Origin of the sequence: Bradyrhizobium sp. Tv2a-2, assembly GCF_000472425.1 — a bacterium.
Lineage (GTDB): Bacteria > Pseudomonadota > Alphaproteobacteria > Rhizobiales > Xanthobacteraceae > Bradyrhizobium.
Window position 1 is genome coordinate 1 of the sequence record NZ_AXAI01000080.1, and the last position, 2191, is coordinate 2191.

At 61.5% G+C, this 2191-nt stretch carries 2 pseudogenes; one reads left to right on the top strand and one right to left on the bottom strand.

Annotated elements, in window-relative coordinates:
- Nucleotides 1–91: 91 nt before the first annotated feature.
- Nucleotides 92–887 (bottom strand): annotated as a pseudogene (locus A3AI_RS45025) (IS481 family transposase); the annotation flags it as partial.
- A 119-nt stretch (nt 888–1006) separates the two neighbouring features.
- On the opposite strand from A3AI_RS45025, the pseudogene A3AI_RS0141855 reads away from it, so the two are divergent.
- Nucleotides 1007–2098 (top strand): annotated as a pseudogene (locus A3AI_RS0141855) (ISNCY family transposase); the annotation flags it as partial.
- Nucleotides 2099–2191 lie beyond the last annotated feature (93 nt).

The window sequence follows — 2191 nt, forward strand, 5'->3', positions numbered from 1 at the left end:
TCGTGGTGGCGCAGCCGTGTAAAACTTGTCCCATAGCGCTTCCTTCGAATCGTGCGATAAGGATGCACCATCAAAGTCCGGGACTAAACACCTAGATGTGGATCCTCAACAGGTTGCTCCCGGTTAGACCGAGGCTGCGGATCGGTGGCTTTGAGTCGAGACTGCCATGAGGTCGGTGCCAGTTGTATCGGTGAAGCCATCTTGGCAACTCGGCGGCACGTTCTTTTGAGGTGCTGTAAGCCTGGGCATAAGCCCATTCGCGCAAGCTGGTTTGGATGAAGCGTTCGGCCTTGCCGTTGGTCTTGGGCGTATAAGGCTTGGTGCGGATGTGCTATGGTTGCAGGCTCTACGGAAGGCNATGGATTTGTAGCAGGCGCCGTTGTCGGTCATGACACGCTCGACCGTGACGCCCAGGCTTGCATAGTAAGCGACGGCAGCTTTCAGAAAGGCGACCGCGCAGCCCTTTTTCTCGGTCTTCATGACCTGGCTGAAGGCGATCCGGGACGCATCGTCGATGCAGACATGGACGTACTCCCAGCCCGGCCCCTTGCCACGGGAGCGCTGGTTGCTCTGGCGGGTTCGATCGCCGGTGATGCGATGGCCGATCCGGTTGCATTTGCCGAGCTCTTTGATGTCGATGTGAATCATCTCACCCGGGTTCGCGCGGTGATAGCGTCGGATCGGCTCGGCCGGCTCCAGCGCCGAGACCGAGAGCCGGTTGAGGCCCAACCGCCGCAGGATCCGGCTGACGGTCGCTGCCGATACACCGACCTCGACGGCGATCTGCTTGCCGGTGTGGCGCTGCCGGCGCAACACTCGACTGCTGCGCACGTGGCAGGCGGGGTTTGGCCTGGCAATGAAAGAGGTCTGGAGGAGCGATCTCGCAATCCTATAGCGCGACAATCATGATGAGTACGGCGCATTGCCTCGCCTTAATTGTTACCGGATGCTGAGCCGTTGCCTCACGTAAGTTGCTCCCTTGGATCGGGAACGAGCGGGGGCGAAGATGGGGTGGCTAAGCATGGCGACGCGGAAGGAGCTGACGGCGGCGGCAGGCGCGCGCTATCGGACGTCGGATCGCGCGAAGAAGGCGCGGATATTGGACGAGTTCGTCGACATCACCGGCTTCCATCGCAAGCACGCGATGCGGCTTCTTCGAGGTCAGGAAGACGCACGCCCAGGCCGGCGGGCGCGACGCCGGGTCTATAATGAGGCAGAACACGACGCGCTCGTGCTCCTTTGGGAGGCGTCAGACCGGATCTGCGGGAAGCGGCTGAAGGCGTTAATGCCTGCGCTGATTGCTGCGATGGAACGGCACGGGCACCTCGGCCTTGCCCCCGAGATCCGCGACAAACTTTTGGCAATGAGCGCTGCGACGATCGACCGCGCATTGGCGCGGGTCCGAGAAGGATTAGGTCGCAAGCGCCGACGGCACGCGACGCACTCGTTGCGTCGCAGTATTCCAATTCGGACGTCGGCAGATTGGAACGATCCGGCGCCGGGGTTTGTCGAGGCTGACCTTGTAGCGCATAGCGGTCCATCGGCGCGCGGCAGCTTCATCCAGACCCTCGTGCTCACCGACATTGCTACCGGCTGGACGGAGTGCGCTCCTCTGATCGTGCGCGAACAAACGCTGTTGAGCACGGTGTTGACGGAATTGCGCAAACAATTGCCCTTTGCGCTGGTCGGCCTCGATACGGACAATGACACCGTGTTCATGAACGAGACGCTGAAAGCCTACTGCGATGCGGCCAACATCGTCTTCACGCGTTGCCGGCCCTACCGGAAGAACGACCAGGCGTTCGTCGAGCAGAAGAACGGCGCCGTCGTGCGCAGGATGGTCGGCTATCGTCGGTTCGAGGGCCTGGAAGCGGCCAAGCTGCTGGCTGAACTCTATCGATCGGCGCGACTGTTCGTGAACTTCTTCCAACCCTCGTTCAAATTGATAGCCAAGCAGCGCGACGGTGCTCGTGTGCGCAAGACATACAGCGCGCCGGCAACGCCACACCAGCGCTTGGCCGCCGACGCCCGCACGCCCGACGCGGTTCGCCACCATCTCCAAGAAATCTATGCCGCTCTCGACCCGGTCGCGTTGTTGGAGCTATGGCTGATTCTGGGTGACGCGGCCTGATCAGGCGGCGTGGCTTTCAGTGGTCGGAATGACCTCGATGCCGTCAGTAAACTTTACACC